General features: G+C 22.2%; 16 protein-coding genes and 1 tRNA gene. 13 read left to right on the top strand and 4 right to left on the bottom strand.

The genetic code is table 11. From position 1 onward, the window contains the following. Positions 1–41 precede the first annotated feature (41 nt). On the bottom strand, positions 42–977 hold the full coding sequence (locus H7686_RS02330) for a tyrosine-type recombinase/integrase (RefSeq protein ID WP_193621703.1): 936 nt from the start codon (positions 975–977) through the stop codon (positions 42–44). Between the two features lie 640 nt (positions 978–1,617). On the opposite strand from H7686_RS02330, the gene H7686_RS02325 reads away from it, so the two are divergent. The 6 genes from H7686_RS02325 to priA all read left to right on the top strand — a co-directional run bounded on the left by H7686_RS02325 (position 1,618) and on the right by priA (position 9,416). Continuing rightward, the gene (locus H7686_RS02325) at positions 1,618–3,303 is read left to right on the top strand and encodes a DAK2 domain-containing protein (RefSeq protein WP_193621705.1); all 1,686 of its coding nucleotides are present in this window, start codon (positions 1,618–1,620) and stop codon (positions 3,301–3,303) included. A 56-nt stretch (positions 3,304–3,359) separates the two neighbouring features. After that, a tRNA-Leu gene (locus H7686_RS02320) sits at positions 3,360–3,447 on the top strand. A gap of 329 nt (positions 3,448–3,776) precedes the next feature. After that, on the top strand, positions 3,777–4,826 hold the full coding sequence (nusA, locus tag H7686_RS02315; protein ID WP_193621706.1) for a transcription termination factor NusA: 1,050 nt from the start codon (positions 3,777–3,779) through the stop codon (positions 4,824–4,826). 129 nt (positions 4,827–4,955) lie between these two features. Continuing rightward, on the top strand, positions 4,956–6,764 hold the full coding sequence (infB, locus tag H7686_RS02310; protein WP_193621708.1) for a translation initiation factor IF-2: 1,809 nt from the start codon (positions 4,956–4,958) through the stop codon (positions 6,762–6,764). Then, positions 6,757–7,107, top strand: coding sequence for a 30S ribosome-binding factor RbfA (rbfA, locus tag H7686_RS02305; RefSeq protein WP_193621709.1), 351 nt, complete (start codon positions 6,757–6,759; stop codon positions 7,105–7,107). The genes infB and rbfA overlap by 8 nt, the downstream gene beginning before the upstream one ends. 89 nt (positions 7,108–7,196) lie before the next feature. Further along, a complete protein-coding gene (priA, locus tag H7686_RS02300) occupies positions 7,197–9,416 on the top strand; it encodes a replication restart helicase PriA (protein WP_193621710.1) in 2,220 nt (739 codons plus the stop codon). 48 nt (positions 9,417–9,464) lie between these two features. Here priA and plsY read toward each other — a convergent pair whose 3' ends face one another. Continuing rightward, positions 9,465–10,082 (bottom strand): glycerol-3-phosphate 1-O-acyltransferase PlsY, encoded by a 618-nt coding sequence (gene plsY, locus H7686_RS02295; RefSeq protein WP_193621711.1) that lies wholly within the window; start codon positions 10,080–10,082, stop codon positions 9,465–9,467. 567 nt (positions 10,083–10,649) lie between these two features. Then, complete coding sequence (locus H7686_RS02290) at positions 10,650–12,050, bottom strand: 2-hydroxycarboxylate transporter family protein (protein ID WP_193621714.1); 1,401 nt, start codon at positions 12,048–12,050, stop codon at positions 10,650–10,652. A 630-nt stretch (positions 12,051–12,680) separates the two neighbouring features. Here H7686_RS02290 and H7686_RS02285 point away from each other — a divergent pair. The 3 genes from H7686_RS02285 (at position 12,681) to H7686_RS02275 (ending at position 17,481) form a co-directional block, all read left to right on the top strand. Continuing rightward, a complete protein-coding gene (locus tag H7686_RS02285; RefSeq protein ID WP_193621716.1) occupies positions 12,681–13,463 on the top strand; it encodes an HAD-IIB family hydrolase in 783 nt (260 codons plus the stop codon). Positions 13,464–13,580: 117 nt separating this feature from the next. Further along, entirely contained in the window at positions 13,581–14,195 is a 615-nt protein-coding gene (locus H7686_RS02280; protein ID WP_193621717.1) for a DUF4194 domain-containing protein, read from the top strand. A 1-nt stretch (position 14,196) separates the two neighbouring features. Next, on the top strand, positions 14,197–17,481 hold the full coding sequence (locus tag H7686_RS02275) for an ATP-binding protein (protein WP_193621719.1): 3,285 nt from the start codon (positions 14,197–14,199) through the stop codon (positions 17,479–17,481). Positions 17,482–17,522: 41 nt separating this feature from the next. On the opposite strand, the gene H7686_RS02270 is transcribed toward H7686_RS02275, so the two are convergent. After that, positions 17,523–19,193, bottom strand: coding sequence for a DEAD/DEAH box helicase (locus H7686_RS02270; protein WP_193621721.1), 1,671 nt, complete (start codon positions 19,191–19,193; stop codon positions 17,523–17,525). A gap of 2,641 nt (positions 19,194–21,834) precedes the next feature. Between H7686_RS02270 and H7686_RS02265 the strand changes: the two genes are divergently transcribed. The 4 genes from H7686_RS02265 to pdhA all read left to right on the top strand — a co-directional run bounded on the left by H7686_RS02265 (position 21,835) and on the right by pdhA (position 26,496). Beyond that, entirely contained in the window at positions 21,835–21,987 is a 153-nt protein-coding gene (locus H7686_RS02265; protein ID WP_193621723.1) for a hypothetical protein, read from the top strand. 892 nt (positions 21,988–22,879) lie between these two features. Then, complete coding sequence (locus H7686_RS02260) at positions 22,880–23,665, top strand: YitT family protein (protein ID WP_193621724.1); 786 nt, start codon at positions 22,880–22,882, stop codon at positions 23,663–23,665. 281 nt (positions 23,666–23,946) lie between these two features. Next, positions 23,947–25,284 (top strand): pyruvate kinase, encoded by a 1,338-nt coding sequence (pyk, locus tag H7686_RS02255; RefSeq protein WP_193621726.1) that lies wholly within the window; start codon positions 23,947–23,949, stop codon positions 25,282–25,284. 153 nt (positions 25,285–25,437) lie between these two features. After that, entirely contained in the window at positions 25,438–26,496 is a 1,059-nt protein-coding gene (pdhA, locus tag H7686_RS02250) for a pyruvate dehydrogenase (acetyl-transferring) E1 component subunit alpha (RefSeq protein WP_193621766.1), read from the top strand. Position 26,497: the final 1 nt, after the last annotated feature.

Raw genomic sequence — 26,497 nt, 5'->3', positions numbered from 1 at the left:
TTATTTTTTCTCTTTCTTTTTGATGATAAATGATAAATAATTTAATTTTTATTTTTTTTCATTTTATCATTTATTATATTGTTATAATAAAAAAACTTTCTATGTAATTCATTATCAGATATATAAGTATAAATTTGAGTTGTTTTCAAATGATTATGCCCTAATAATTCTTGTACTATTCTTAAGTCTGCTCCATTATTGAGCAAAACAGTGGCAAAAGCATGCCTAAACATATGTGGTGATATTTTTCCTTTATATTTATTTTTTAAACAGATTTTTTGGATAATATAACTTATACCTTTAGTAGTGATTTTATTGCCATATTGATTAGTAATTAAAAATAATATTCCTTTGTTATTTTTCTTATTAATAAATTTAGGTCTTATATGATTTATGTATTTTTTTAACATACTGGAAAGTTTTCTATGTAAAGGTATATATCTATCTTTGGAACCTTTACCATTAATTAAGATTTGATTAGTCAAAAGATTTATATTTTTGATAGTTAAATTAACTAGTTCTTGTGCTCTTAAACCACAACTATAAAGTAAATCTATTATTAAATAATTTCGATAATTTGTAATATTATCATTTATATTTATAGAATTTAGTAATTTTTGTATATTATGGGGTTCAATAATTTTAGGTATTTTGTGATTTAATTTAATATTAGGTAAAGATTTAAATATGTTAGTTTGAACACTATGTTTATCTTTTAAAAAATTATAAAAGGTTCTTAAGGTAGAAATTTTTCTTTTAATAGTTGCATTTGCATGTTTTTTAGAAGTTAAATGAATTAAAAATAGACGAGATAAATTGTCATTTTTTAATTCATTAATATTAAAATCTATTTTTGTTTTATTACAAAATAATACAAATTCTTTTAAGTCAGAAGTATAATTGATTATTGTTGATAATGAATAATTTCGTTCAATTTTTAAAAATGTTTGAAAATCTTTAAGTAATTTTAAATCCATTATTTGAACTCACTTTTTAAAATTATTTTTTAGTAATATATTTCTATTATTTTATTTATGTCATTTTAACTTTTTATAATTTTTAATTAAATTTAATTTTTATTTATTTTATAGATATAAATATTTTCATTTTTATTTATTCTTTTTAATAAAATAAATTAAATTGCTTATTATAAGAAAATAAATTATTTTAAAGCTGATATTAATAATTTTATATTAGTTTTTCAATTTTTTTAATATGTTATGAAAAATAATTTATTTATTATTCATAAAAAAAGGATATTTTACAATTTTTAGACAAAAAAATATATTTATTGTAATATATTACTGTTAATATTTTGTTACAATTTGTTACAATTTTAAAATATAGATTTTAGAATTCAAATTTTTATTCTTAATGAGTAAAAATTTTAAATATTTAAATTTATTTTTATTAGGAAATTTTAAAAAAATTAAAATTTAAAGGTTAATGATGATAATGAGAATTTTTAGGAAATTTCAATCTTAAAAAATAATTAGTTTTTTTAAATTTATAATTTAAGCATAAATTTTAATTTTTTCAAAAATAATTGTTTTTTTGTAAATCGAAAAGATCTGATTTTTATTTTTTTATCAGATTAAAGAAAAAGGATTTTGAATAATGTCAATATCAGAACAAAAAATAGATGGTCTTCTTTTTAAAGAAATGGTTATTAATGGTACTATTAATTTAAAAAAAAATTGTCAAAAAATAAATAATTTAAATGTTTTTCCTGTTCCGGATGGTGATACAGGCACTAATATGTATATGACTATGGCCGAAGGCATTCGTCATATTTATTCGTTAAATGAAAATTCTATTATTGAAGTTTCTCGTGTTTTAGCTAATGCTTTGATTATGAATTCTAAAGGTAATTCAGGTGTTATTTTGTCGCAATTTTTTAGCGGATTTTCTAATAAGTTAATTAAGTTAAAGAAGAATTTTATTAATATAGAAGAATTTATTCAATCATTAATTAGTGGCTATCGACAAGCTTATTCTTCTATTTTTTTTCCTGTAGAAGGTACCATTTTAACAGTGTTACGTGATTCTATTGAAGCTATTAATAATCAAAAAAATTTTAACAATATGGAAGAATTATTGAATAAAATTATTGAATATGCTAAAAAATCTTTAGCAAAAACTCCTGAATTATTGCCTATTCTGAAAGAGTCTAATGTTGTAGATAGCGGAGCAGCTGGTTTAATTTATTTTTTTGAAGGTATGTTATTATGTTTTAAAGATTCAAATATTTCTTTAAAGGAATTTTATAACGATTTTATCATTTCTAAGGAAGTTGAAGTTTTTGATGACAATAATATTAATAAAACATCTTATATAAATTGTTCAGAAATCCTTTACTGTTATTGTACAGAGTTAGTTGTTAATTTATATAATTCAAAAGAATTTGATTTGTTGAAATTTCGTAAAAAAATGAGCAAATTTGGCAATTCTTTAATAGCTATAGTTAACGAAAATTTACTTAAAATACATATTCATACTAATAAACCTGGATTAGTGTTAACAAATTTATTAAAATACGGTTTTTTAATTAAATCTAAAATTGATAATATGAAAGAACAAAATAAAAATTTTCTTAAACAACAAAAAAATTATAATAACAAACAAATTGTTCAAAAAAATTATATTTTGATAGCTATTGTGCCTAATGAAACGATTTATAATATTTTTAAAAAAGATTTTAAAGTAGATCGTATTATTATTATTGAAAATAGAAAATTTATCTGGGATTTTTTTTGGAAAAATTTCAAAGAAATTTTAAATCAGGTTGAATGTTATAATGTGATTTTATTTCCTAATGATTCCGAAATATTAGCTAATATTGATTTAATTACAAAAAGTTTTGCTAATTTAAATATTAGTGTTATCAACACTAATAATATTGCTCAAGGTTATAATGCTCTTGTTTCTTTTGATGAAACATTATCTTATGATGAAAATATTTTTAATATTAGTGATAATATTACAAATAATTTAGTAGGTAAAATTTTATTTAATCCAAATTACAATTTATCAGAAAATTCCGTTTTTGAATTTAAAGCTTTTGTAGATTCTATTTTTTTTAAAAAACATAATAATTTAGACATTTTAATTATTGAATTATTAAAAAAAATGATTACAAAAACAACTCAATTAGTTACTATTTTTTATGATCAACAGTTAGAAAAACATTCTTCTTTGATAGGTTTGGAAAAATTTTTATCTAAAAATTATAGTGATGTAGAGATTAATAAAATTATAAATAATGATCATTTACACTATTATTTAATTTTAGTTGAAAATTAATTTTATTATATTTAAATATCTTTAAAATATCTTTTTTATCAAAAAAGATATCTAATGCGGATATGGCGGAATGGGTAGACGCGCATGTTTGAGGGGCATGTGAGAAATTTTCTCTTATGAGTTCGAATCTCATTATCCGTACCATTTAATTATTTATTTATTTTTAAAAAATTTTATTTAAAATTTTATATTATTTTAGTTTTTTAATTAATATAATATGATAAACTACGTTATACTATATTTTTTTGAAAAAAATTATAAAAATTAAAAATGATTAAATTTTTTTAGTTTATTAAATATAAATATAAATTTTCATACTGTTATTTAATTTTATATTTATATATAATTGAATTTATAAATTTTAATTTTTTATTTTAAAGTGGTTTTTCCGAAATAACCACTTTTTTAATTTTAAAGATTATGAGATAATTTGAGAATCTAAATTATTTTTTGATAAGAAAGAGGTAATCTGTTTGCAAAATAAAAATTTTTTAAAACATATTGATCAAATAGCTCAAGAATATGATATAACTCGTGAACAAGTTACTAATGCTTTAGAGAAAGCTTTAATATCTGGTTGTAAAAAGACTTTTCAAATCAAAAAATGTAGAGTTTGTTTTGGGTCAAATTATGATAAAATTACCTTGTATAAACAATATATAGTTGTCGATGAAAAATGTGATGTTTCTTTATTGAAAGAACAAGATTATGTTTATTTAGAAAAAGCTAAAGAACTTAATTCTTCTATTAAAGTAGGTGAAATTTTAGAAATTGAAGTAGATCCTAAACAAGATTTTAATTTTTATGGTAGTCGTGACTTTAAAAATAAATTTAATGAAGAATTATTGAAATTTCAAAGAGAAAATATGTTTAATTTTTTTAAACAATATGAAAATAAGTTAATGATTGCGGAAGTAATTGAAGAAAAATTTAAATTTTTTATTTTGATGTTAGATAAAAATTTTAAAACTTGTATTTTTAAAAAAGATTTAATGTTGAATGATCATTTTAATATTGGTGAAAAAATTTTTGTTTTAATTACAGAAGTTCGCAATAATACGCCTAAACATCTTCAAATTTGTGTTAGTCGTATTAATAATCAATTTGTTGTTGAATTATTAAAATATTTTATTCCGGAAATTCGAGATGGTCTTGTTCAAATTATGGCTATTGCTCGTATTCCTTCTAGTCGAGTTAAAGTCGGATTATCTTCTCATGATAAAAAAATAGACCCTATCGGTGCTTGTGTTGGTGAAAAAGGTTATAGAATTAAAAATATTTTAAACATTTTAAGAGGTGAAAAAATAGATTTATTTAAATGGAGTTTAGATATAGAAAAATTAATTATTAACGCTTTAAAACCTGCTAAAATTATTCAAATTGTAAATTTAGATTTTGAACAAAAAATTGCTTTAGTTTCTGTAGCAGATGATCAAGTAGCTTTAGCTATTGGTAAATTAGGACAAAATCTTAAGTTAGCGATGCAAGTTACTCAATGGCAAATCGAAATTCAAACTAATTAATAATTTTATTTATTTTATTTACTGATAAAATTTTTAAATTATCTTTTTATTGTCAACTTATAGATATATAGTTAATATATATTAAAAATTCGTTAAATATAAATCTAGGGGGAGAAAAAAATAATTTATATGCAAAATAAAAAGAAACAAGAAGATCATCAAAATGATGATAAATCAAGTATTTCGTTGATAAGTGATTATGTTTATAATTCTGATCATACTATTAGGGAGTTAGCTGAAATTTGGAATTTTTCCGAAAAATTTTTAATCGGGACACTCGGAAAATTAGGAATAAAATGCAAAAAAAATCAATCTTTAACAAGAGATTTGATTGAATTATTAGGTTTAAAGTTGAATATTAATATTATTGATGATTTTATAGTTAATGAAGAGAATATAATTAATAAAACACCAATAGAAAATTTAATAAAGCGTTCTCCTATTGTGACAATAATGGGTCATGTAGATCATGGTAAAACCACTTTGTTAGATGTAATTCGTAAAACACGTTTGGTTGATCAGGAAGTTGGCGGTATTACTCAAAAAATAGGTGCTTACGAAGTTGTTTATAATAATCGAAAAATTACTTTTATAGATAGTCCTGGTCATGAAGCTTTTACTCAAATGCGTAGTAGAGGAGCTCAAATAACCGATATTTGTGTTTTGGTGGTAGCTTGTGATGATGGTGTTCAAGCCCAAACTTTAGAATCTGTTTCACATGCTCAAAAAGCTAATGTTGATATCATTATAGCTCTTAATAAAATAGATAAAATTCCTAATCAAAAAGAACGTATCATGTCAGAATTGTCTGAATATAATTTGATTCCTAAAGAATGGGGCGGAGATACTTTTTATATAGAGATTTCTGCATTAAAAGCTCAAGGTATTGATAATTTATTAAAAACTATTTTGTTAGTAAATGATAAACATCCTAGAATCATTAGTTATAAACAAAATGTTCTAGGAACAGTTTTAGAGGCTAGTTTAATCAAAAATAAAGGTTCTGCGGCTACTGTTATTGTTAATCAAGGAGTTTTAAAAATTGGAGATATTGTTGTTGCTGGTCATGCTTATGGCAAAATTAGATCTTTAGAAAATGATATTAAAGAAAATATTCAAAAAGTTTTTCCATCACAACCTGCAGTTATTTATGGTTTTAAAAAAATTCCTCAAGCCGGTGATTTATTGATAGTTGCGACTAATGAAAAAATAGCCAAACATATTATAGAAATAAGACAACAAAAATTTCAAGCACAAAAACATCAAGAAATTAAACAAAATGTAGAACAAAATTTTATGGAAGATTTATTACAAGAAAATTTGTCCCATTCAGTATTGAATTTTGTTTTAAAAACAGATACACAAGGTATGATTGAGGTTATAACAGAATCATTGAAAAATTTAAATTTTCATGGTGTTAAAATTAATTTTATTAAAATGGCTACTGGAGCGATAACAGAGAATGATATTATGTTAGCTAATACTTTTCAAGCTATTATTATTAATTTTAATAATTTAGTAGATCGTAATATAATAAAATTAGCTGATAGTTTAAAAGTAGAAATAAGAAATTACCAAATTTTATATCATTTAGTCGAAGATATTGCTAAAAAATTAAAAACTTTGTCCAAGCCTATTTTAAAACTTAAATTTACAGGAAAAGCTGTTATTATTCAAGTTTTTTATAGAAGTGATAAAAATAATATAGCCGGCTGTCGAGTTATAAATGGTGTCATTTATAACGAAGCTTCTGTTCAAGTGAAACGTCAACAAAAAATAATTTATCAAGGAAAAATTATTTCTTTAAAACATTTAAAAAATAATATTGATTGTGCTAAAAAAGATAGCGAATGCGGTATTGTATTTAAGGATTTTAATGATTTTCAAATAGATGATATAATAGAGGCGTCTCGAATGGAGGAAGTAGTTAATGAATAATTTAATAGTAGGAAGAATGTCTAGTATTATTCATAGAGAATTAGTAAGTATTGTTAATAGAGTAATACAAAATTCCCAAATAGGTTTTATTAGTATTACAGATGTTAAACTTAATAAAGATTTTTCTTTAGCTAAAATTTTTTATACTATTATCGATAAAAAACCTGAAATTTTAAATTTAGCAAAAAATACTTTAGAAGAAAATAAAAAAGTTATTCGTAAAGAATTAGCCATTAAAATAAGAAAAAAAATTTGTTATATTCCTGATTTAATATTTAAATATGATTATGAGTTGTTACATGGCCAACGTATAGAAGAATTATTAAATAAATTAAATAAATAAAATTACTGATCAATAGATTATCTTTTTTATATAATTATGATTTTGAAAATTTATATATTCAAGTTTTAAATTATTAGAGGCTATTTTATATGTTTGCTGAAGTGTTAATTGATTTATCATTAAATTCTTCTTTTTCATCTTTTGATTATATTATTCCTGAAAAAATGAGAAATTTAGTCCAAGCAGGTACTAGAGTTATTATTCCTTTTAGAAGTACTGTACGTTTAGGTTATGTTCTTTCTATTAAAGAAAATAGTATATTTGCTAATAAAGAAATAATAGAAGTTCTTGATTTAGTACCTTTTCTAAATCAAGAATTTTTTTTATTAATTGATGAATTGCTAAAAGTTCCCTTTAATTCCAAAATTTCTGTTTATAGAACGGTTTTGCCTAAAGATTTATTAACTTCTTATGTTCGTAAAATTTCTATTTTAAAATCTAATTTGGTACCATCGGAATTGGAAAAGTATTTAATCGATAAAAAATTTTTGTTAAATGTTAAAAATAATTTTCAGATTTCTCTTTTAAGAAAATTAAAAAGAGAAAAAATTATTGCAATGTCTATTGTTCCTAGAAAAGAACTTTCTCAATTATCTTATGATCATATTAAATCTTTAATTTCTCAAGAAATAATACAAAATAATTCTTTTAATTTAAATTATCAAACAAGTTCCCCAGATAAACAAGAAATGTTAAAAATTTCTTTAACCAGGCAGCAACAAAATATTTTTAATAAATTTTTACTAGATCAATATAAAACTTATTTATTAATTTATTCTTTAGAATCTGATAAATTAAAAATCTATTATAAATTAATTCAAGAAAATTTAGTTAAAAAAAAACAAATTCTTATTTTGGTTCCTGAAATAATTTTAATTGAACATTTAGTTAGAAAGATCAAAATACAATTTCCTGATATTAAGATATTTGTTAATCATGGTGGTATTAAAAATAATTTTAAAAATTCTAAATTAAAACAATTAAATGTGGATTTGATAATAGGAAATAATATTGCTATTTTTTCTCCTTTTATAAATTTAGGGATTATTATAATAGATGATGAGCATCATGAATCTTTTATTGAAAAAATAAAAATGCCTTATTATGATGTGAGAGAATTAGCTCAAATAAGAGCTAATTATAATCGAATACCATTGATTTTATCCAGTTTATCACCATCATTAACAAGTTATTATCGAGCTAAAATATTAGGTGAATATATTTGGTTAAATTTACAAAATACCCAAAATAAATATGATATTCAATTAATTGATATGAAAAAAGAATTACAAGAAGGTAATATATCACCTTTATCTTTTGCTTTAACCGAATTATTAATTGAAAATACTAAATTAAAATTAAAAAGTTTATTATTTGTTAATATTAAAGGTTTTTCACGTTTGGTTTTGTGTTTGCATTGTGGTTATATTCCTAAATGCTCTAATTGTGGTTGTATTTTACATTATTATATTGATCCTAAAATATTAAAATGTTCTTGTTGTGGTTACAAAGAGGAATTTTCCGAACATTGCTATTTATGCCAACAAAAAACTATTTCTAGTATGTTTTCAGGTATTTTATCTATTGAAAATTTTTTAAAACAAAAAATACCTGAATCTTGTATTTATTGTATAGATTCAGATAATATTCGAAATTTTAATATGAAAGAGTATGAAAATATTATATCTAATTTAAATAATAATAAAATAGATATTTGTTTAGGTACTACTATGATAATTAAAAATGGTCTTTCTTGGCCAACGAATTTATTAGGAATTGTTTTATTTGATTCATTATTAAATATAAATCATTTTACAGCCTCAGAAAAATCTTTTCAAATTTTAGTACAATTAATATATAATATGCCTAAAAAATCTCGTATTATAATACAAACTTATAATACTAATAATTATATTTTAGATTCTATTGTAAATAATAATTTTGAATTTTTTTATGAAAAAATTTTGCGAGAACGCCAAATTAATAATTATCCTCCTTTTATGTTGATTAGTAAAATTTTAATTATGCATCCGAGTATTATGAAAGTGCAAGATATAGCTAATAAAATTAAGATTATTTTGAAAAACAATTTGTCAATTGATATAACTGTTTTAGGTCCTTCTATAGCTAAACGTTATTTTCAAATTATAAAGAAAAAAATTTTCTATCGGGTATTTTTGACTTTAAAATATAAACATTGGCCTTTAAACTTGGATTTTTTAAAAAAAGATTCTTTTGATAAAAATACTCATATTATATTTGATCGTTTTGATACTTTAACAGATCTTGATATTGTTACTTTTTTTTAATTTTTATTATTTTATATATATTCATTTGTTTTATTAATGATTTAAAATTTATTTTTTATTTTTAATATTAAATTTATTCTCTTTACCTTGATATAGATTAATAATATTTTTTTTATGTTTTATGAAAATTAAAATAGTTATAATTGCTATCATTATAGAGTTATATAAATTTTTTTTTGTTATATATAAATTAATATTAGTAATAATCGTAGCAATTAAAGAAGCTAAAGAAGCGTAACCAGTTAATTTTATTAAGATTGCAAAAATTATAATACCTAGAATCCCGATCCAAAAATGAATTCCTGAAATTACTCCAACAGAAGTTGCTATAGCTTTTCCTCCTTGGAAACGATTAAAAACAGAAAACATGTGTCCTAAAATAGCACAAACCCCTAATATTATTGTTTTGTCTTTGGGAAATAAACTTAAATTATAATTTTTAAAAATAAAAACAGGTAAAAATCCTTTGAGAAAATCTAATAAAAAAGTTAATAAACCATATTTAAAACCTAAAATTCTTGTAACATTGGATGCTCCAATATTTTTAGATCCTAATAAATTAATTTTTTTATCATTATAAATGCCTATTAATAAACCGAAAGGAATAGATCCTATAAGATAGCATATTATACAAATGATAATATTTTCTAAAGATAATTGAAACATATTTTTTGATTCTCTCTTTTATATTCATTTGAAAAAAGCTTTTATTATTTTAATTTTTATTCAAAATTATTTTAATTAAAAATTATAAAAAATATTTAATTAAATTGAAAAAAATTTAAATAATTTTCAGAATAGGTTATAATTTTTTTATGTTAAAAAAATATTTAATACTACAAGTTATAAAAACATGTTTTGGCAGAAAAAAAAAAATATTTATTTCCATTACTTTATTACGTTTAATATTGTTTACTTTTTGTTTTGTTTATTGTAACGTGTGGAATGATATATTTGATTTTAAAAAGCAATTTTGTCGATGGTTTCGTTTATGTTTTGTTATTATTGTAAAACATGTTATTGCTTTTTTTGTTCTAATATATGCAATGTATTGTGTTATTGTTTAAATTTAAACAGAAAAGATAATATTTTCATTGATATGAAAATATTAAAAAAATTTATTTGAATTCAGAAAGAAAAAAATAAAGATCAACAATATATTAATAGTTGATCTTTATTCAATTTAAAACTAAATTTTCATTAATAATTGATTTCGTATAATAAAAAGAAATTTTATATCATGTAGATACTACGAAAAGCTATATTTGCGATGACATATACCAAAGGCCCTGTTAATCTAGTGGCTATCATTGCAAAAGGTAATAAATTCATTCTATGAGATATGGTCATTACTCCTACATTACCTGCTCCACCAATACTGTAAGATGAAATTCCTGATGTTAAAGCTGTTTCTAAAGGATAAAATCCTAATTTTGGCGCCATGAAAAATGTAATTAAAGTAGCAATCAATAAAGAAGCGTATACAATTATTAAAATACTTGGATTTAAAACTGTTTCTTTTAATTGTTGGAAATTTGTAGTTAATCCTAAACCTACCAATACAGCACTTGTGAAATTTTCTGTCATGAATTTGCCAGATTGAGTAACAGCATTTTGGTTTTCTTGAGACATTAGGTCAAATATTTTAATTATTAATAATAAAATTATCATATAAACCATTGGGTCCATTTTACCAAATAATAATTGATTTATCATGCTTCCTACAGAATAAAGTGCAAAAATAATTAACCATCCCATACATATTGTTTTAAAATCTTTTATTTCTTGTATTTTGGCGGTTTTTATTTGATCTTTTGGATTCGAATTAGAAGAAGATTTTTCTAATTGACCTTGACCACTATATTTGCTTTTATCAAATATAATATAAAGCAAACCTGCTATAAAAATACTTAGTGTACGAGCTAGAACTAAAGGGCCTAGAATAGCAGTTCTAATAGTTGAAGCTTCAGCTTGAAAAGCTTCTTTATAAATTCCATTAGCAAAACCGTTAATTCCTAAATTAGTACCTCCATTAGTTAAAGGCACAAATACAAAAAATATTGAATCTAATATAGGACCTTTACTAAGTTTTTGAAATATTTCTGGGCATTGATAATTTAATAAATATCCTAATCCGCCAATAGTTACACAACATATAAAAACACTAAAAATTGTCAAAGGAACAAATTTTATTAAAGATCTTTTTAATAGTTGTCTATCTACACTTAAAAGACTGCCTGCTATAACAATAGTTATAAAAAATTGTGAAAAATTAATACCTATTCCATATTCATTATTAGGTTTATTAAAAAATCCTTTATCGATATGTTCAGCTAGTTGTTTTGGTATCCATCCTTTAAAAACTAAATAAGATGGTATAAAAATACAAAGTAAAAAACCTAAACCTAATTTATTTAAACCGGGAACTTTAGAACCTATATAGCTTAAAGTGATGCCTAACATAGTTATTAAAAATAAAGGAGTTAATAAAGGATGATAGAATTTATTAATTTTATCTGGATAATGAGCTATGCAAAAAATATTTAATCCTAATATCAAAAGTAATGTTGAAAAAAAAATGGGTTTAAAACCGAATATTTTAGTATTACTTTCTTTTTTTTGATTATTTGACATTTATTAGAATACCCCTTTCTTTTTTTGTAAAATTATATTTTATATTTCCAAATTGAATTGTTATTTTAATAAATATCTATTAAAATTCAATTTTATTAATTATTTTACTTGATATTTTATTATAATGTTTAGCGACTTAAGGAAGCAATATAATATCAAGATTAAATTTTTTGTATTTTAAGTGAAATTTATGGAGTTGTAAAATATTACAATGTTTAGATTTTAATTTAGGAATTTTTATTCCCTAAAAATATCCAACATAAGTCTATTTTAGCATAAATAAATTAAAAAAAATTTAAATTTTTTTGTTTTTAAATATATAATAGAGACAAATTTAAGTTATTTTTTTTACAATTTTGTTAAAATAATCTTACTATGTTCTTGAAATTATAAATAATAATAATTTTTATATAATTTAATATTTAATTTATATCTTTAAGTTTTAAAAAAATAATTATATATTATTATAATGAAAATTTCTCTTTCTTTGGTTTATATAAGATTTGTTATAATTTTTTTATTATTTGAATGTTGAATCAAATTATTGTTATTCAAATTTTATTTATAATTTTTAATAAATTTTTTACTTTCAATAATTAAAAAAAACAAGAATTAGGAAGATAATGTCAGATGAAAAGAATATATTTTTTTGATATAGATCAAACTCTTTATCATAATAAAAAACAAATAATTTTACCGCAAACCAAAAAATTAATTTTAGATTTAGCAAGTAAACCAGGTATTATTTTGGGTATTGCTACAGGAAGAAATTATCGTAATTTAAATGTTTTGGGAGATTTGATATCTTGCTTTCATTATTTTGTTATTATGAATGGCGCTGTTACTATATCTAAAAAAGACGGTATTATTGATGAAAATCCTATTCCATCTGAAAATATCGAATGTTTTGTGAACAAAATTAAAAATTTTAATATTTTATTAGCAGGTGTTAATATCGACAAAGAAGTAATTTTATATAATCCTAATTTATCAGATAAATCTTTGATTCGTTATTATCAAAAAGAATTAAATTATGTTTTAGATTATGATTTAAAATTAATGTCTAAGATCCATTTTATGGTTGCTTTAGGTTCGGATGTTAAGAAAATTAAAAATTTTAAGAATGATTTAAGTTTTTTAAATATATGCTTTTGGAATAGTCATGTAGATTTAACTGTTGATTATGTTAATAAATCTTATGGTATTGCAAAAATTAAATCTAAATATCCTGATTATCAATTAATTTGTACAGGAGATGGTAGTAATGATGTTGAAATGTTATCTTATGCTGATATTGGTATAGCTATGGGTAATAGTTTATATCCGCGTACTAAAGAAGTAGCTAAATTTATAGCTCCTCATATTGATTCAGATCAATTATATGATTTTTTTAAAAAAAATATACTTATTTAAATATAGATCAAAAATTTTTTTAAAAATTTTTTTAAATTTATGGTGATTTTTAAAATATGTTATATTTGGATTAAATTTAGGATTTTTTAATTCAGAATATTTTTAGGAAGCGAAATTATGGATCAAAAAACACAAGAGTTGCAAATATTTTCTCAGAAATTTAAAATTTTGAAAGAAAAGGAAAAAGATATTTTTTCCCGCATTATTAATAAATTATTTCAAGTTAATTATTTAACTTCTCAAAAAAATTCTGATTTAAATGATTATAGATTTATTTTATTACATCAAGAAATGTTTATTTATTTTTTGAAATTAATTGATTTTGAATTGGAAATTCATAAACATGATGAAGTTATTTTTCTTAAAAATGTTCAACAATTGAATAAATTAAGAATTAAAAAAGAAGAAAGTTTATTATTATTTTTGTTTAGAATTTTATTTCAAAAAAAGAAAGAATTAACGCCCTTAAATAATAAAATTGAAATTTTTTTACAAGATATTTATCTTGAATTAAAAAGTATCGGTTATGCCGAAATTAACAAATTAACTAAAGAAAAAATAAAGAATTCTTTAATTTTATTTAAACAATATAATATTATTGATTTCTCTGATTATAATCATTATTTGCCTAATGATTTGGTAATTCGTATTTATCCAACTATTTTGTATTTAATTAATTTGGGTATGCTGCAATATTATCAAGAATTATTTACTACGGATGTGAAAAATTAAAATGAAAAAATTGACAAAAATACAATTAGTAAATTGGCATTTTTTTGGTTTTCAAGTTATTGATATCGAAAATAATGCTTTGGTTTCCGGAGAAAATGGTTCTGGCAAATCTACTTTATTGGATGCTTTACAATATGTTTTAATAGGAGAACGTAATCATGTTAAATTTAATATAGCAGCAAATGTTAATGCTAAACGTTCTTTAGAGAGTTATATGCGTTGCAAAATTGGAGCAGAGAATAAAGAATTTTTAAGAGATCAAGATGTTATTACACATATTTTATTAGAATTTTATGATAATATTAACAAAAAATATAGTATTTTCGGTTGCGCTTTAGAACTTTCTCGTAGTGGCCAATTAAAAGAAAAATTTTATTTTGTAGAAAATATGAAGTTTATTAATAATATGTGTGTAGAAGATGATCAACCCAAAACTCATAAACAACTTTTTCTTTTTTTAAGAAAATATGTTTCTGATTTTAATTTTTTTGATACTAAAAAACAATATCAAAACGCTATAGGCAATTATTTGAATATTAATGTGAGCAAATATATCCAAATGTTACCTAAAGCTTTAGCTTTTAAACCACTTAATTTGCAAAATTTTGTTTTTGAGTTTCTGTTAGAACCTAATCCTATAAATATTTCGAGTTTAAAAAATAGCTTTAAACAATTGAAAAAATTAGAATTTCAAATAGAATTTGAAAAAAATAAATTATTTCATTTATCTAATATTATAGATGCTGATAAAAAATTTATTCATTTAAAAGAGCAGATTCAAATTTATCAATGTCTTGTATACAAGGTAAACCTTAAAAAAAATCATTTTGATTTGGATTGTTTTCGTTCCAAAAAAGAAGCTGATGAACTAAATTTGCAAAAAATATTATTTAAGAAAGAACAAATTAATTTAACTATAGAAAATTTAAACAATGAATTATCTGTTTTGAAATCTAATGATAGGAATTTGTTGTTAAATAATCTTCAAAAAGATTTAGTTTTTTATCAAAATATTGAACATACTTTGCAGGAAAAAATTAATTTATTTCGACATCAAATTAATCAAGAATTAATTAATTTAAAACAGCTACAAAATTTATCTTTTTCTGAAATTTATTTAGATAGTATCAATTGCATAAGTGATTTTTTAAATTTAGAATTGTCTGAAATTAAAATCAATTTACCCAAATTAAAATTTATTTTGGAAAAATTATGGCATTCGATATCAAAAGAAATAATTAATATTAATATACAAAAAAATGACTCTAATAAAATTATTTTAGATTTACAGAAAAAAATTTCAGATAAAGAGAAAGATTGTCGTATTCTTTCTTCTGTTATATCTGTTTATCCTCGTCATATACAAAATTTAATCGAAATTTTAAATAAAAAATTAAGTGATTTTTATAGTTTTTCAGTCAGTATTTATCCTTTATGTGAATTAATAGATATTAATGATAATTTATGGAGAAACGCTATAGAAGGTTTTTTAGGAAATAGAAAATTTAATTTATTGATAGAAGAAAATTATTTTGATCAGGCATTAAAAATATATAGCAATTTACCGCAATCTGCAGATCATAATTTTTATGATATAGGATTAGTTAATGTAGCAAAAATACCTTTAATTCAAGATAACTTTAACAGTTTATCAAATAAGATATCTTCTAATAATGAAAATGCTTTAAAATATATTCGTTTGCTTTTGTCAAATATTATATGTGAATTAGATTCTGTAAATTTAAAAAAACATAAAACAGCTATCACTCCTGATTGTTTGGTTTATAGCCAATATACTTTGAGAAAAATTAATCCAAAATTTTATCAATTTCCTTATATTGGTAAGAATTCTATTAAGATGCGCAAAAATTTTATTCTATCAGAAATTCAACAATCTAATTCTTTGTTATTACAGCATCAAAGTTCATTAAATAAACATCAAGAAATGATCAATTTATTGAATAAAAGTAAATTATCTAATATTTTAATTTCTGATAATTTTAATTTATATTCGGAATTATTCTCTATTAAGGAAAAAATACAAAATGTTTCGCAACGAATAACTCAATTAAGTTCTGATTTAAATTTGCGAGATGTCCAAGATAATTTAGTTGCCCTTCTGGATCAAAAAAAGAATCATAATGAACAATTAGAAAGAATTTTTTTTAAAATAGCAGATTTAAAAAATAATTTGAATAATTACGAATCAGAAATTCAAAAGATTCAAATTAATTTGTCTGAATTAAATCAAAAATTAAATTTTTTAATAGACAAAAATATTTCTACATCTATAGAAGAGAAAATAAATGTACATTTATGTAATTATCATCAAAAATATAATGATAATTATGATTTAATTTTAAATAAAATTCATGATTATTTAAAAAATATAGAACAGCAAAAATTAAATCAACAAATAGATTTAATAAATCAAATGCAAATTTATTTACAAAAATATAATATTTCTAATATTGAAGCCCGATTAGAAAGTTTAGAATATTTTTATCAAGAGTATAATTTTACAAATTCTCAAAATTTATCAGATTATGAACAAGAAGCTAAAGAATTAACTAATAAAACTGAAATAATTTTTAAAGAAGAATTTATTAATAAATTAAAGGAAAGCATAGATAATACTAAACAACAAATTCAGAAGTTAAATCAATTATTAAGTGATAGACCTTTTGGTAATGATAGTTATCAAATACTTATTAAACCTTCTAATGATCCGGATTACAAAAAATATTATGATATAATTTCTAGTTATGATAATAATGATTCTAAAAATAAGTTATTTGAAAGAGGTTTAATGTGCGAAAATATTTTGTTAGATGAATTATTTGATAAAATTATTTCTTCGGAAGAAGGTTATGAAGAAATAGCGGAATCTTTTTTAGATTATCGTAATTATATGACTTATGATATTCAAATAAAAGACATGAACAATAATTATTCTTTGTTTTCTAAAATTTTTCGTGAAAAATCTGGAGGTGAAACTCAAGTACCTTTTTACATTATCATGTCTATTTGTTTTGAACAGTTAAATAGTGCTAATGATAATCAAGGTTGTTTGGTTTTGTTTGATGAAGCTTTTAATAATATGGATGAAGCTAGAATAGAAGGCATGATGCGTTTTTTTAATTCTTTAAAGATTCAATTTATTATGGCCATTCCTCCGCAAAGGATTGTAGATATTTCTCCTTATGTGCAAACTAATTTAATTATTATTAAAGATGATAATCATGTTGTTGTTGAAAATTTTAAAAGAAATGTATTAAATCTTTAATTTTTTTATACAATCGTTTTTATTTTTAACTATCTTAATTATTAATTAATAAGTTTTTTGATGTTTAGTATTATTTTTTTGATTTCATTATATTTAATTAAAAAAGTTATTATTTTAGACATTTGATATTTATTCATATTTTTTATTTTTTGTTCATCAAATAAAATGGAAAAATTAATTTTTTTATTTTTTTGTCTTAATTTTAATAAACGTAACAAATAATTTTTTTGTTTGGATGTGTAATGATGTGTATTCCAATATTGAGTTTTATACACTGATTTGTCAGTTTCATGTAAATTTAACCAATCGTTAGCAATAGCGAAACAATTATCTTCGTTTCCTTTAAATAAACATTTAGCTGTTTTGGGTTCTTTTTTTCCACCAATAGCTATGTAGATATTTTTATAATGAGTTATATAAGCCCAAGTATGGAAACCTGCTATATAATGTTTTTTATTATTAGCTAGATCATACCATTCAAAATTTGAATTTTGTAATACATCATATTTTTTCATTTTAATATCTTTGACGAATTGTATTTCTTTAGATTCTCTGGAATTAAATTCTGTATTGGTAGAATTTGTTTTATTTAAATGTTTTTTATTTGGATTTTCATATGGAGATAAATATTCAAATAAATTAGGATTATTTTGAATAGATGTTCCAAAATCTAGTATAATACAATCTTTTTTTGTGATATGAGGATATTTATTGTGATTTTTTAAAAGTCTTAAACCTCGGCCAATCATTTGTTCTATTGTAGATTTAAACGAACTTGGGCGCAATAAGACCACGCACGAAACGATTTGGCAATCCCATCCTTCTGTTAATACATTAACATTAACGATAACTTGAATTTTTGTTTTATCGAATTTTTTTAATACAATATTTCTTGTTTCGCTGTTATCGTTTCCTGTAATTAATTGAGCTTTAATGCCAGCCTTTTTAAATGCTTCTGTTACATCATGAGCATGTTTGATGTTTGCGCAAAAAATTATAGTTTGACGATTTTGAGCATATTTTTTCCAGTGATCAATTACTTCCGAATTAATAGCAGTTGTATTTATAATATCTGCTACCTTGTTTAAATTATATTCTTGATTTTTTTTATATAATTGAAATATTTTTTCTTTAATACCAACATCTCTAATAAAAACTTCTGGTTTTACTAAATAACCAGCTTTAATTAATTCTTTTACTGTAATTTGGGCTGTAATTTCTGGAAAAATTTCTTTTAATTTTTTTTTGTCACCTCTTATAGGGGTAGCTGTAACACCAAGAATTTTACATTGAGGATTAAACTTGAGAAAATTATCGATAATTATTTTGTAGGTATTGGCTGCAGAATGATGAGCTTCATCAATAATTAACATATCTATATCAGGTTTTTCTGGAAGATTTTTGGCTAAAGTTTGCACCATAGCAAAAATTACTTGAGCATTCCATTTTTTTATTTTTGAGTTAAAAAAACATGTGGTTATATTTGGATTAATGATTTCAAAGGTATTTTTATTTTGTTGCATTAACTCTTCTCTATGAACTAATACACAAGCTTTATTAATAGATTTTATTTGTAAAAAATGTTTTAAAATGAAAGAAAACATAACTGTTTTTCCTGAACCTGTTGGGGCTACAAGTAAAGTAGTTTGTTTATTCTCAAAAACTTTAATAATTTTATCAGTAAGTTGTTTTTGTATTTTGTTAAGTAGCATAAAAAATATTTCCTTTTTTATTATGTTAACATGCATATTTTTATTTAATTATTAACATTGATTTATTCGATATAATAATTATAATTAAATTTAAATTGATTATTTTGAGTTAAAAATAATGTATTTATTAATATGTATATAATTATTTGAGATATTTGAGATATAAATATTATTATTTTTTAGGTTAATAATTATGAAATTTTTATTTTGTTATAATTAGTTATCATGTTAATCAGAAGCGAATAGATTTTTTTCCTTAAAATTTTATCTTTTCTCGTAAACATAAAATTGTTTTAATTAGGTTTAAATAATTTAAATATGGGGAAAAGATAAAAAACATATTATTCGAACAAAATAAAATGATTAAAAATGTTAATTAGTATTAACAACCTGAAATTAATTGATTATTTTTTTCATTTTATCAGGAGATTTTTTTAATAAAAAAAGGATTTTGATGTTGTAAAATCGTTTTTATTTGGCTAAAAAAGTTTTCAATCAAGACATTATCGACATTATCACGGTGATTAGCTTTTTGAGGCATACTCATTAAAAAGCCTTTTTTATTAAAACTTGTTAAATTTTTTGTGTTTGATAAACTGCTTCTTGATCCGAGTTTATGATGCAAGGTTTTTTTAATTTAGAGATTTTTTTGATTGTCTTTAAAAATAAATCTTGATTTTGTTTATCGGAAAGATGAAAGGAAATAATTTGATTGTTACAAGAATCAATAATAAAAGAAAAATAGAGAAATTCTTGATTATTTTTAAAATAATTACAGTAAAGAGTTTTCGAAAAGTTTTGGTAGTCATAAAATCTTGATTTATTCAATTAGGAATGATTAGGAGATTATTTTTTAAATTACATTAAGTAAAATTTTTTTTAATTTTTAACCGATAACTAATATCATTTTTTTTCATAATAGTATAAACTTTTTTTTAGTAATCTTCTCGTTAAAAGTTTTTTGGTATAAATTGGTGATTTTGTGATGCTCATAAAAACATTGATAATGGATAAAAGAAGGATATATTCTGTTCTTTATACATTTAATTAGTTTTTTTCCTAATAACTTTGTTTATCTTGGATAATAAAAAAATTAATATATTTTAAATCTTGAACATAAAGTTTGGAATTTATGAATGGAAATTTTATCAATTAATTATTTAATATAATCTTTTGGTTGGTTTAGATATTTAAATTTGAAAAATATCTGATTGTTAATAAAAGGATTAAAAGGGTTAATGCGAAATTTATCTAGTGGAAAAAATGAATTCTTATTATTCTTTAATGGCTATTAAGATTTAAAGATCGACAAAAAGATTTTTATTTTGAAGTCGTTAATCAATTTACGTGAATCAATTTTTTGGTAAGTATTTTTAGAATGAATGGCAATGGTCAACTTAATGAATTCGTTTTTTCCAATTTGTAAATGGTTTAATTTGGTAGGAATATTGGCTTTATTAATTCTATTTTCAATTGTTCTAATTTATTTAAATAAATTCATTATTTGATTTACTAAATAAAAAACGAATTAAATTCATTTATAATATATCTCTAAATTTTTTTATTTTTTTAAAAAAATAAAAAATAAAGTTTTTTTATTATTCAAATAAAAAAAATATAAGATTAAGATATCTTTTTATTTCTTTAAAAAAAACAAAACAATATCCAACTAAGAAAGTTTATTTTTATTAATGATTGGCAGATTATTAATTTTAAGAATTAGTGTGAATATTTGATAATTATAAATATAAAAAATATTTTAAACGTTATTTAAAATATATTAATTAAAAAATTTCATGAAAAGAATTTTAAGTTCTGAAAAATTATTATAATATTTTTTTAATATCTTAAATTTGCATTTTTCTTATTTTTAAGTTACGATAAAAAAGTAGTATTTCAATTAATATAGAATTTTTCCATTTTTAATATAAATCTTATGATTTTATATCGGGCGCCAAAGAGGCCTAAATTTCGTGCTATCTAACCAATAGCCAGGGTTGATAAACTCTGAAAGGAGATGGTCGGTCTAGCAAACGAAAGAATGTCAGATTAGAGCAGACCATAAAAGCGGGTTGCGACGAAAGCAAATTAGTCAAGAAGACGCCGCCACCAAATAATTCTACGGGCAAGCCTGAGATGGCCTAAGAAGGAAAATTGATGTAATAAGAGAACCTGTCTCGGAAGTTGCTGAAACGGACAGTCCAGATCCTACTAATACATAACTTCGGTATTGAGTAGTTTATCATAAAAACCTGGAATCAGCCTCCTAAAGAGGATACTTCCCCTAAGGAATTAAGGTCGAAATTTAGTGTAACTTGGAGAATCCTAAAACTAAGTAATTAAGTTTACTAATCTGGAAATGAAAGTCTGGATGGTCAAGGATAAAGAATCTTTTTAGTAGTCGTAAAGGTAAACCTAAATTTGGAATAATTTAGTTAATCGGCTTACCGAGAAAAGAGTTAACGACTCTTATAGGGCGAAAGAAGAAAGTAATTTACTATTTATTCAGTGGCATCAAGAAAGGGATTGATATACTATGTCAACAACGGTTTCAATAGAAACTAAACTTTGGCGAACACGGGATAAAATTCAATATTGTTCATCAAATGGCTACTCTTTAACAAGAGAACTACAATAAGGAATGAATAACTTTTATAATACGTTAACCGCATTTAATAAAATTGCCGCTAACGAAGGGGCAGGAACACCAAATGTTGACAATGAAACCATTGATGGGGTTAATCTAGGAAGACTAGAAAGATACCATCTAGGAATACGTCAACAATGGTTATAATCCGAAACCAGTTAAAAGAATTCTCATTCCTCATGATAATAAAAGAACCAGACCCCCTAGGTCTACCGACTATCAAAGATCGATTAATACGAAAATGTCTGAAACAACTCTAATTGACCGCTTAAAAGCGGAACGTTGTGAGAATTGCGACATAAAAACTTCACTGTAAATTCATCATATTGGGACAATTCACAATGTGAATCGCCAAAAGATTATGAAAGAACAAGATTTTTGTGTAAAGTTTGTCATCGGAAGATAACCAACCAACAAATACATGATATCAGAAAAATAAGAACAATAAGAATAAATAAATAGCTCATGAGTCGCAAGGAAAAATTAGTTCTCGAAAGAGAGTAAATTATGGCAAGTGGTGTGTTTGGAAACTTGATCAAACTGTTTGGACGGGGGCTGATTGTAAATAAAATAGCAAATATAAATCGTTGTATAAAACGCAATTAATCTATCCATGTTTTTATATTATTTTTAAATTAATTTTGTTTCGATTATGATGCAATTAATTTTTTAGATTTATGTTATTTTATTTTTTGTAAGAACATGTGTTTTCGTTTTTGCTTTATTAATTGATTAATTTATTTTATTATCATCGGATTGTAATAATATATTTTTTGGTTATTATTTTATATAATTTTATATATAAAAAATAGAGACATGTATGCAATTATTTGTATTTCTTTTGGGTTATTCATGCTTTTTAGTGACTAATATGTTGAAATATTAGTCACTTTTATATTTATTTATTGTTTTTTTATGACTCTATCTAAAAAACTCCATTTATTTATGTTTTAATTATCTTTAATTTTAAAATATTAAAAATTTTATTGAAAAAAATATTAATTTATAGACAAGAAAGGTAGGTCTGAAATATTTTTAAATGAAGAAAAATAGTAAATTTATACAAATTATTATTTCATTAATTTTTATTTTGATTATGTTATTTTTATCTTTTTTTTATAAATCGATGTTAAATGATATTTTTTTTCTCTATTTATTTTTGATTTTGAAAATTATATTAGGTTTATTATTATTAATTTTTAGTATTTATTTTTTTATTTTAGCTGAAGATTTTATAGTAGGTGGATTAGAAAGTAATTTGCTTTTTTTAGACAAAGTTTTTTTTTATAATCGCTTTAATAAAAGACAAAATTATTGGTTTAGTAATCCTTTAGGCATTATCATTTCTCGCTTAATTATTATGTTATTTTTTGGTTTTTGGTTACCTAATACTTGCTTTTTTCTCATAACTACTGTTTTTTTTAATTTAATTTTTACTTGGTCTATTAAATTTTTATCTAAAAATTCTGTTGATAAGAGTTTTTTTATTAATTTATTACCAGTTTTTATTAAGAAAAATAAGTTATTAAAACTTTTAGTTATTTCTTTAATTATAAGTTTTTGTATAGGAATTGGTTGTGGTTTAATTTTTTCTAGTGGCTCTTCTACTGGCGGAACTGACATTATATTTTTGCTATTAAATCAAAAATTTAATTTGAATTTACATTATATTTTATTTTTTGTGGATGGAATTATTATATTAATTTCTTTTTTTATAGATTTGTTCCGTTATCAAAATATGAGAAATTTTATTATTACTAAATATTTTTTTTCTTTTTTTATTTTAATATTTGTTGTTAATTTAATTTCTTTATTCACAGGATAAATTAACTTATATTAAATCTAAAAATATAATAATTAGAAATTTTGATTTTAGATATTTTTTGATAAATAATTTTTATAAAATTCTTAAAATATGTTAATTTTATAGATTTGCAAATAATAAAAAAAGATTTATAATATAGTAGTAATTTTAATTTTTTATTGAATTATTAGTCATGATCGGTTTTTAAACATAATTTTTTTTAAGATTTTGATAAAATATTTTTTAATTTGAGATTAATTTTTAAAGTAAATGTAAAAAAGCAAAGTGGGATATGGTTATTTATGAATAAAACAAAGATTATTTGCACTTTAGGACCTTCCTGTTATTCTGAAACAATTTTGAAAAATATGATTTCTAATGGTTTAAGTGTTGCTAGATTTAATTTTTCTCATGCTGATTATGATGTTAGTAAAAAAATAATTTCTATTATTAGAACTATTAATCAAGAATTAAATAAATATGTAGCATTAATGTTAGATACTAAAGGTCCTGAAATTAGAACTCATAATTTTGATGGTAATGTTTTAATAAATAAAGATTCTTTAGTGAGAATTTCTTCAAAAGAAGTTTTAGGTAATAGTAAAATTTTTTCTGTAACTTATTCGAATTTTTATAATGAATTACATATAGGTGATTTTATTAATATTGATGATGGTTATTTATCTTTGCAAGTGATTGAAAAGGATGATTTGACAAAAGAGTTAATCACAAAAGCCCAAAATACTCATTTAGTTAAATCTCGAAGAGGTGTTAATGTTCCTGGTGTTAAGTTAAATATTCCTTTTTTGTCGGAAAAAGATAAAAAAGATATTTTGTTCGCTATTGAACAAAATTATGATTATATCGCGGCTTCTTTTGTCCGAAATGCTCAAGATATACAAGATATTAAAGATCTTTTGGAATCGAATAAATGTGATAATCTTAAAATTATTGCTAAAATAGAAAATCAAGAAGGTATAGATCATATAGATGAAATTTTAGATATTTCGGATGGTATTATGGTTGCTAGAGGTGATTTGGGAATTGAAATTGATGGTACTTTAGTTCCTTTATATCAAAGCGAAATTATTGATAAATGTCTTCAGAAAGGTAAACTGGTAATTGTAGCTACTCAGATGTTAGAATCTATGCAAAAAAATCCCCGCCCTACTAAAGCCGAAATTTCAGATGTTTTCAATGCGGTTCGAGAAGGTACAAGTGCTACTATGTTATCTGGCGAAAGTGCCTCAGGAAATTATCCTTTAGAATCTGTTCGATATATGTATAATATTAATAAAAGTGCGGAAAAATTTTTAGATTATGATGTTTTTTTGAATTATTATGAACCTAAAATTTGGAGGGAAAAATTTTTATTAGGTGCAATTGAATTAGCTAGCATTATAAATGCTAAAGCTATTTTAGTAAATAATTTTTCAGATGCTTGTATTATTTCTAAGTTTCATTCTGCTTTTCCAATATTAGCTGTAGTTGCAAATCTTAAAGAAGCATCTTGGTTATCTTTGTATTTTGGTGTTATACCGGTTTTAAACTTCGATGAATTGAATGCCAAAATGATTGATTATCAAATAGAAGCCAATCAACTAATTGAAGTGAATGTATCTCAAATTTTGATTAAATAATTTGAATTTTTTTATGATTTTATTAAATTAATTTAAGTTAAATAATTTAATTATTAAATGTAATATTTATTATTATTTAGAAAGTTAAATAAAGGAGTTATAATTTTGTTTAAAAAGATAGATGATTTTTTATATAATGTAGAACAAAAACCTATGTTTCAAGTTTTAGACGAAAAAGGTTTTGTAATTAATCCTGAATTTGAACCTAATTTATCAAATGAAGAATTATTAAAAATGTATGAGTTTATGGTTTTTACTAGAGAAACAGATACAGCAGCCTTTCAATATCAGCGTCAAGGACGTATGCTTTCTTATGTATTAAATACAGGTCATGAAGCTTGTCAGATAGGTCTTGCTGCGGCTTGTTCAGATAATGATTGGATTTCTCCTTATTTTCGTGATTTAGGAATGTTTTTATATCGTGGTGTTTCTGTAGAAAATATTTTGCTTTATTGGTATGGTAATGAAAGAGGTTCAGCTATAGATTCTCGAAAACGTATTTTGCCTGTTAATATTATTATTGGTAGTTCTATAAATATAGGTGCTGGATTAGCTTTAGCTAGTAAATTAGATAATAAAAAGGATGTTACAGTAGCAACTATTGGAGATGGCGGTACTGCGAGTGAAGAATTTGCAGCGGGTTTGAATTATGCAGCGGTTTTTCAAGTTCCTTTAGTAGTAGCTATTCAAAATAATCAATATGCTATTTCTACTCCTAGAAAAGTAGCTTGTTATGCTGAAAGTTTAGCTCAAAAAGCTATTGCTTTTGGTATACCTGGTATAAGAGTTGATGGTAATGATATTTTAGCTGTTTATGCTGCTTCCAAACATTTTATTGAATCTGCTAGAAACGGAAATGGCCCTTCTTTAATGGAATTATATACATATCGTTTATTAGGGCATACTACCAACGACAATCCTTCTTTATATCGTTCTAAAACTGAAGAAGAAGAATGGTTTAAAAAAGAACCTATTTTAAGATTTCAAAAATATTTAATGAATAAAAATATTTTAACAGATGATTTGATTAATAAAATTAAAAATAATGTTATTGAGAAAATCAAAGAAGCTCATAAATCTATTTTAACTTACGCTAATATAGTAGAACCAAGAGAGGTTTTCGAACATACTTATGAAAATATGACTTCTCAATTAAAAAATCAGTTGCATGATTATGAATTATTTTTAAAATCAACAGAAGAAGGGAAATAAA

Origin of the sequence: Candidatus Phytoplasma asiaticum (genome assembly GCF_015100165.3) — a bacterium.
GTDB lineage: Bacteria > Bacillota_I > Bacilli_A > Acholeplasmatales > Acholeplasmataceae > Phytoplasma > Phytoplasma citri.
Note: the sequence above shows the minus strand (reverse complement) of the source record. Positions and strands in the feature narration are given on the sequence as shown.

Coding starts and splice junctions, on each gene's coding strand:
- H7686_RS02270 (WP_193621721.1), bottom strand. CDS start 19,193: ATGCTACTTAACAAAATACAAAAACAACTTACTGATAAAATTATTAAA.
- H7686_RS02260 (WP_193621724.1), top strand. CDS start 22,880: ATGAAGAAAAATAGTAAATTTATACAAATTATTATTTCATTAATTTTT.
- rbfA (WP_193621709.1), top strand. CDS start 6,757: ATGAATAATTTAATAGTAGGAAGAATGTCTAGTATTATTCATAGAGAA.
- H7686_RS02325 (WP_193621705.1), top strand. CDS start 1,618: ATGTCAATATCAGAACAAAAAATAGATGGTCTTCTTTTTAAAGAAATG.
- pdhA (WP_193621766.1), top strand. CDS start 25,438: ATGTTTCAAGTTTTAGACGAAAAAGGTTTTGTAATTAATCCTGAATTT.
- H7686_RS02265 (WP_193621723.1), top strand. CDS start 21,835: ATGAATAACTTTTATAATACGTTAACCGCATTTAATAAAATTGCCGCT.
- infB (WP_193621708.1), top strand. CDS start 4,956: ATGCAAAATAAAAAGAAACAAGAAGATCATCAAAATGATGATAAATCA.
- H7686_RS02275 (WP_193621719.1), top strand. CDS start 14,197: ATGAAAAAATTGACAAAAATACAATTAGTAAATTGGCATTTTTTTGGT.
- pyk (WP_193621726.1), top strand. CDS start 23,947: ATGAATAAAACAAAGATTATTTGCACTTTAGGACCTTCCTGTTATTCT.
- priA (WP_193621710.1), top strand. CDS start 7,197: ATGTTTGCTGAAGTGTTAATTGATTTATCATTAAATTCTTCTTTTTCA.
- H7686_RS02290 (WP_193621714.1), bottom strand. CDS start 12,050: ATGTCAAATAATCAAAAAAAAGAAAGTAATACTAAAATATTCGGTTTT.
- plsY (WP_193621711.1), bottom strand. CDS start 10,082: ATGTTTCAATTATCTTTAGAAAATATTATCATTTGTATAATATGCTAT.
- H7686_RS02285 (WP_193621716.1), top strand. CDS start 12,681: ATGAAAAGAATATATTTTTTTGATATAGATCAAACTCTTTATCATAAT.
- H7686_RS02280 (WP_193621717.1), top strand. CDS start 13,581: ATGGATCAAAAAACACAAGAGTTGCAAATATTTTCTCAGAAATTTAAA.
- H7686_RS02330 (WP_193621703.1), bottom strand. CDS start 977: ATGGATTTAAAATTACTTAAAGATTTTCAAACATTTTTAAAAATTGAA.